This window comes from Pleurocapsa sp. CCALA 161 (genome assembly GCF_003003995.1).
Classification (GTDB): Bacteria; Cyanobacteriota; Cyanobacteriia; order Cyanobacteriales; family Xenococcaceae; genus Waterburya.
On record NZ_PVWF01000188.1, the window covers coordinates 1 to 5,922 of the forward strand.

6 protein-coding genes are annotated in these 5,922 nt (G+C 41.6%); 5 read left to right on the forward strand and 1 reads right to left on the reverse strand.

The window, feature by feature from the left end:
* Nucleotides 1-166: 166 nt before the first annotated feature.
* From C7B62_RS23905 to C7B62_RS23925, 5 genes are all read left to right on the forward strand, one after another.
* Nucleotides 167-781 (forward strand): antitoxin Xre/MbcA/ParS toxin-binding domain-containing protein, encoded by a 615-nt coding sequence (locus C7B62_RS23905; protein WP_106243579.1) that lies wholly within the window; start codon nt 167-169, stop codon nt 779-781.
* On the forward strand, nt 781-1,407 hold the full coding sequence (locus tag C7B62_RS23910) for an RES family NAD+ phosphorylase (protein WP_106243583.1): 627 nt from the start codon (nt 781-783) through the stop codon (nt 1,405-1,407). The genes C7B62_RS23905 and C7B62_RS23910 overlap by 1 nt, the downstream gene beginning before the upstream one ends.
* Nucleotides 1,404-2,486 carry a tyrosine-type recombinase/integrase gene (locus C7B62_RS23915; RefSeq protein WP_106243586.1) on the forward strand — a complete coding sequence of 361 codons (1,083 nt, stop codon included), beginning with the start codon at nt 1,404-1,406 and terminating at the stop codon, nt 2,484-2,486. The genes C7B62_RS23910 and C7B62_RS23915 overlap by 4 nt, the downstream gene beginning before the upstream one ends.
* Nucleotides 2,487-2,736: 250 nt before the next feature.
* Nucleotides 2,737-4,530, forward strand: a complete 1,794-nt coding sequence (locus C7B62_RS23920; protein WP_199194357.1) for an ABC transporter ATP-binding protein — start codon at nt 2,737-2,739, stop codon at nt 4,528-4,530.
* A gap of 60 nt (nt 4,531-4,590) precedes the next feature.
* A complete protein-coding gene (locus C7B62_RS23925; protein ID WP_106243593.1) occupies nt 4,591-5,625 on the forward strand; it encodes an AraC family transcriptional regulator in 1,035 nt (344 codons plus the stop codon).
* Here C7B62_RS23925 and C7B62_RS23930 read toward each other — a convergent pair.
* Nucleotides 5,622-5,922: DUF5615 family PIN-like protein (locus tag C7B62_RS23930; protein WP_199194358.1), on the reverse strand; the 301-nt coding region annotated here is incomplete at its 5' end. The genes C7B62_RS23925 and C7B62_RS23930 overlap by 4 nt on opposite strands.

The following is a 5,922-nucleotide window of genomic DNA, read 5'->3' on the forward strand; positions in this document are numbered from 1 at the left end:
TATCGCCTAAAAGCTTGTGGAATAAGACTTTATGTCTATAAATATCAATTTCTACCTCTTATTAGGACACTAATCGGTGGTAAAACTATATTTCTTGATTTGTAATTTAATACAACTATATCTCTTAGACAAGTTACAATAAAGGTAGATAATTTGGTAGTCAGACATGAAAAATACTGTTATTCATCAAATCGAAGTTTCTCAAGATAAAGATGAAATAGCTAAAGCTATTCTGCATCACGTTGAAGCTTCTATAAGCGAAGCCAGCCCGGAACATCTTCAAAGAATAGTCGATGCTCTTAAGCCAAAAGTAGTAGCAGCAGATACCTTAGTTTTGGCAAAAAAAATTGCAGGAGATGATTACAGTGAAGGTAATTTAGCTATGCTGGAGTTGGCTAATTTAGAACGATACTATCAACGCAGACGCGAACTATTAAAAAGCAGCATCACTACACCCGAAGTAGCTAAATTAATTGGCTGTCAGGCAATTACCACCGTACACGATCGCCGTAAGGCAGGTACGCTTTTGGGACTCAAAGATAATGGTGTCTATAAATTTCCTTTGTGGCAATTCGACCCCGAAGGAGATGATAGTGTAATTGATCGCTTGCCAGAACTTCTCAAGACCCTGCAAATATCTGATTTTGCCAAACTTAACTGGTTGAGCAAACCATTAAGAGCTTTTGAAGGTCGAACTCCTGTTGAGGTATTGAAAAGTGGTGATGAAAGGGATGTTGAAGACTTAATAGTTGAAGCTAGAGGAGTAGGCGTCGCTCAGTAATGGTAGAGATTCGCTATCCGCCACCAACCCGCAATATTAGTCCTCAATGGTTTGAGTTAAAACCTGGGACAATAATTCAAAGGATATTCGACCCAACTAGTTATGGAGCTACCGCGACAGGATTTAGATATTATGGACCGTTAAGTAGGTTTGACCACCAAAGAGGTATACGACCTGAAATAGACAAAGAACGAGGTATTATTTATGCGGGATTAAGTCTGTCTTGCTGCTTAGTCGAAGTGTTTGGCGATGATGAAACGATTAAAATACAAAAACAGCAGATTGCCTTTATTGCCTTAAAACAAAGCCTGAAATTACTCGACCTTAGAGAATCTGGAGCTTGGGATGCTGGTTCGGTGGCAGCAATGGCAGTTGATGGTAGAAGAAAACTAACTCAAGCCTGGAGTCGTTATTTCTATGAGAATCCCGATTTATATGGAAACATCGAGGGACTGATTTTTAACAATGCCCATGACGGACAAATGGCGATCGCTTTGTACGAACGAGCAGCTTCTAAATTATTATCCGCTGGGGTCTCTGTCTTAGATCTTAATGAGCCAACAATTAGGGAAACTGTACTCGCGATCGCCAATAGATTGAATTTGTTAGTTGAGATTGAAGCATGAAAATCAATATCGTTCCTGTAGTAGAAGCAAAATCTCCTCATACAGAGGAAAAAGCGGTAGATGAAATTAAAGAGTCAGCCATAGTGGTATCTGCCCAAGTAGAACTAGTTACTCTAGAAGATATATTTGCCCAATTTCTTCAGTTAGAGGTAGGTGAAGGTGCAGCTTCAGAGGACACTATGCGCAACTATCTATCTCAAACCAAGCAGTATTTAAACTGGTGCAGAGATAATTTACTCGCGCCGATAGAAGCAGAACCAGAAGACATCAAACTTTACCGTCAATATTTGGTGCAGTCGAAATATGCCAGCTCGACTATCGCTACTAAGCTCAATATTGTCAGAATCTTCTACAACGCAGTACAGACTCATGGACTAATTACTGCTAATCCCGCAGCCAAAGTAAAAGCTCCCAAAGACAGGAAAGACCCTGCTGCTCGCATTACCTTTATGGAGGCAGAGGAATTAAAGTTTTTACTTGACTATATTCAATCTCAATTAGATGAAACTAAGACCAACAAACAAAAACTGGTACTCCTGCGCGATCGCGCCCTTGTCGGCATCATGAGTTTAGAAGGATGCAGAACGGTAGAAATGCACCAACTCAGAGTGTCAGATGTCGTTAAGCAAGGTATTAAAACTGGTTTACAGGTGACGGCAAAACGGGCTAGCAGGATCGTTCCACTGACTGAGAATTTGGCTAGCTGGCTGGATGGATATCTTCAGATGAGACACAAAGTCTTAAGACGAAAAATCAAACCAACAGATTTCGTCTTTGTCTCCCTAAGTAATAATAGTAAGAACCAACAGCTATCGAGACGCAGCATCAGAGCGATAATCGATCGCTATTTAGTTGAATGTAATCTAAAGCATACAGATGGACGAACTCTCTCGGCACATAGCCTCAGACATACGGCTGGTACGTTGGCACTTAGAACTGGTTCGGACTTGAGACAGGTACAGGATTTGTTAGGTCACGCCGATCCCAGGACTACTTCGATCTATGCTCACGTAGGCGATCGCTGGGAGCATAATCCAGGAGCAGCGGTAGAACAACGATTGGCAGATACAAATAGCTGATTGATTGAAGCTATTGCTCGGGAAAATTGCTCTGAGAGAGTAAAGCAGCACATCAAGCGGCAACTATACAAATATATGTTTTAAATTTACAGGTGTTAAATTTCTCGTTTATATTAAGAAATTACAAGAGTTTTTCTAAAAGTATAAAAATTAAAAGCCACTGATTTAAAACGAAGCGAGTCTTCACAAGCTAATTGCTATTTCTTTTCAATCAGCTATAAAATTTACAGATGATACTTTTAGCTCTATCGTGACTTTCTCTATTTGGCATACCCTCTGGCATTTGATTTCCTATGCCAAAAAATTGTATTGGACAGATACTATCTTATGGCTGTTTATTGCTGGATTACCTGCTGTTCCTGGTATTATTATCCGCGAATTTTTTAATAATTTAACGGGCGAGACTTCAAGCTTATTTTCTGTATGGGGTTGGATTATTGTATTTTTAGCCATCGGTTTAGCTCGCATCGTCGTAATTTTTTTAGGGCGCATCACCAAAACTCAACACCGCTTTACAATTAGTTCTCTGGTACGACACAACTTGTTGCGAGGATTAATGCAGCGAGAGGGAGCAGAACCTTTAATAGATCAAAAGAATAGTAGTCCTGTTTCGCCAGGAGCAGTCATTAGTTTTTTTCGGGATGATGCCCAACAGCTAGAAAATAATGTGGTCTTTACCAATGAGATACTGGGAGAGGCTGTATTTGCGATCGCTTCATTAGGGCTACTGTTGAGCGTCAATGCCCGAATTACGCTGCTGGTGTTTTTACCTTTGGCATTAATTGTAATTATTATGCAACGTATCGGCGATCGCCTTAAAAACTATCGTCGTGCCAGTCGTCAGGCTACCCAACAGGTGACAAGTACCATTGGCGAGATGTTTTCGGCAGTCCAGGCAATTAAAGTTGCTAATGCAGAAGAAAGTGTTCTAGCTCGTTTGCGCTGCCACTGCGATCGCCGTAAAGAGTTAACGATCCGCGATCGCTTACTCACGGCAGTTTTAGAATCCACCTTTGAGAATCTGGTCAGTATCGGTACGGGAATAATTCTATTATTCGCTGCCTGGTTAATGCAGTCTGCGGAAGAGAGCTTACGGGTTGGCGACTTAGCTTTATTTATCTACTATCTGTCTTACATCACTAATTTCTTTGCTTTTGGCGGAGAGTTTTTTACCTTAACTAAACAAAGTGAGGTATCCGTAGAACGCCTATCAGGTTTAATCGACAGCGAAGCACCAGACATTACAGCCCATCATCCGCTATACATCAAGCCCATTTTCGGTAAAGCATCAAAGCTACAAAATATAGACTCAGAGCCAAATTTGGAATCAGATCGTTTACAAGAACTTTCAGCACACAATCTCAGCTATTGCTATCCAAGTACAGATAGAGGTATCAGCAATATTTCGCTGCAACTCAAACGAGGCAGTTTTACCGTTATTACAGGACAGGTGGGTTCGGGAAAAACTACTCTACTACAGGTGCTAATAGGATTGTTGCCCAGACAGTCAGGAGAGATTTATTGGAATGGACGAGAAGTCGAACATCCCGATCGCTTTTTTATTCCGCCAAAGAGTGCCTATACTCCTCAAGTACCACAGCTGTTTAGTAATACCTTACGAGAAAACATTTTATTAGGATTAGATGCCAGTCATGAAGAATTAGAACGGGCGATCGCTCTTGCCGTTTTCGACCGCGATCTTGCTGCCATGCCCAACGGACTTAATACTCCTATTGGTGTAAAAGGAATGCGTCTTTCTGGAGGACAACTACAGCGGGCTGCCACTGCTAGGATGTTAATCCGCCAGCCCGAATTACTCGTATTCGACGATCTTTCTAGTGCTTTAGATGTAGAAACGGAACAAAAACTTTGGTCGCGCCTGTTTTCGATTGATTCTACTAATCCTAACTGGACTCCTACTTATCTTGTTGTCTCTCACCGTCGTAGTGTTTTAGAAAAAAGCGATCGCATTATTTTATTAGATCGCGGTAGGGTTGAGATGACGGGAACTTTTGACGATTTACCCTCGGCGTATTTCAAGTAAACAGCAGGAATATAGATATTATTATGTAGTAGTAATGCTAATAAATCGCAATAAATTGTAATGCTGACGTACTTGGAAGAAGAGTTCGACCAAAGATGGGATGCCAGTCGGCAAACTGGAGAAACCAACTATAGATGGGACGGTATAGAGCGGACTGAGGTACTGCCTAAATGGCTAGGACAGGGACGGTTGCATCTAACCCAGTTGCCTAACGGTATCTGGATACAGGTCAGCCAGGAAGCTTATACTGCGCCCTTTAAACAGATTCGTATTCATCCTTCCCGTTTTTCTCTGACGGGAAAGTTTTATCTTTCTGGTCAAGTACGAGTTAAGACTAAAGGCATTGCCAGCGAGTATATTGAAACAGAAGGTCATAATTATCTCTACTGTTTACCCAAGACCGAAGAAGTAGAAGCATATCAGAACGATAAATCTACCGACTTTGTGATGATTTGGATAACTCCCGCCTACCTAAAAACTTTTGTGGGGGGTCAGTTAGAAGGATTAGCACCAGAACTACAGCAGTTTGCCAGCAGCAGAACTCGTCCCTTTTTTCATCGCTCTTTGGGCAAAAACACCCCAGCGATGCAGGTAACTCTGCATCAGATAATTAACTGTCCTTATCACGGTTTGGTTCGGCGGATGTTTTTGGAAAGTCGAGCAACAGAATTACTAGCGTTACAGTTTGCTCAGTGGAATCTTATGGAGTCGGCTAAGTCTCCAGCCGAACAGTCTGACTACTTACTGCGGACAGATGACATAGATCGTCTTAACTGCGCCAGAGATATTTTAGAACAGCGCATGGAAGAACCACCGTCTTTACTAGAACTGGCTCGTCTGGTGGGTTTGAACGACTACAAGCTCAAACAAGGATTTCGGCAAGTCTTTGGGACTACAGTATTTGGCTATCTGCGATCGTATCGTCTAGAGAAAGCTCGGCAACTGCTAGTCACCGATACGATGAGCGTGACTGAAGTTGCTTTTGCAGTCGGGTTTAGCAATCGTGGTTACTTTGCCAGTGCCTTTCGCAGTAAGTTTGGCATCAATCCTAGAGAATATTTAGCAGAGCAGCGTCGGTATCGGCAGTTTTTTTAACCGTATAACAGTTGATTATGTATCTGTTCAACGGTTAATGCTCGAACCAAGATGCTAATACGTTTTGCTAGTTCGTAAGCATTTTTCTGAGGCACAATAATAATCCCCAAATGTTGTTTGTTTTCTCGAACATATTGTAGGTGTAATTTCTCGAAATCTACACGATTATGGGTTAGTAAGCATCGATTCAAAGAAGTAGCAAATTCTAATTGTTCGCGATCGCTTTTCCCTAACGTTCCTTGTTCGGGAACAGTAGTAATATCTAAACCACGAGACTTTAACAGAGTAGCTACTAAA